Raw genomic sequence first — 631 nt, forward strand, 5'->3', positions numbered from 1 at the left:
GGCCGATGAGCCCGGACAGCACCCGGTAGAGGGGCCGCGCGGGGTGGTTCACCGGGAAGTGCGCCATGGTGCCCTCCAGTCGTGCGACTGATTCGGGGCAATTGTCGCCTGGGTTGTCCGTTCGCGTCCGGAAAACACCGAAGGCCCGGCGCGCGGCGCGCCGGGCCTTCGGACGAGGAGGGATCAGAGCACCAGGCGGGCCTTCTGCCATGCCTCGTGCTCCTCGTCGGAGCCGACCTTGCTGTACATGCCGGCCATCAGGAGCACCAGCGCCAGGGTCAGGACCACGACGTCGGTCATGATCGAGAAGTTGAAGATGTTGACGTCGGTCTGCAGGAACGCCAGCGAGCCCAGGCCGATCACCATCAGGGTGTAGGCCAGCCACTGGTTGATCGCCACGTCGAGGTTGCGGCCGATCGCGGTGCCGACCAGGATCACGACGCCGACGAGCACCGACACCAGCGAGAACGCCATGTTGGTGCCCTGGCCGAGACCCTTGGTGTCGTCCTGGGCGAAGAAATCGCCACCGGCGCTGGCGATGACGCCGAGGCCGCCGAAGACGACGAAGTACAGACCAACGATCCCGCCGATCGCCCGGTAGATCGGCCGCGCGGGGTGGTTGACGGGGGTG

The 631-nt window shown here is 67.4% G+C and carries 1 protein-coding gene; it reads right to left on the minus strand.

Translation table 11 applies throughout. The annotated features are described in order from the left end of the window. Positions 1-183: 183 nt before the first annotated feature. The coding region (locus KBX39_RS32525; RefSeq protein ID WP_210874257.1) for a DUF4383 domain-containing protein at positions 184-631 on the minus strand (448 nt) is incomplete at its 5' end.

It is taken from the genome of Micromonospora sp. D75, assembly GCF_018070405.1.
GTDB classification, from domain to species: Bacteria; Actinomycetota; Actinomycetes; order Mycobacteriales; family Micromonosporaceae; genus Micromonospora; species Micromonospora chalcea.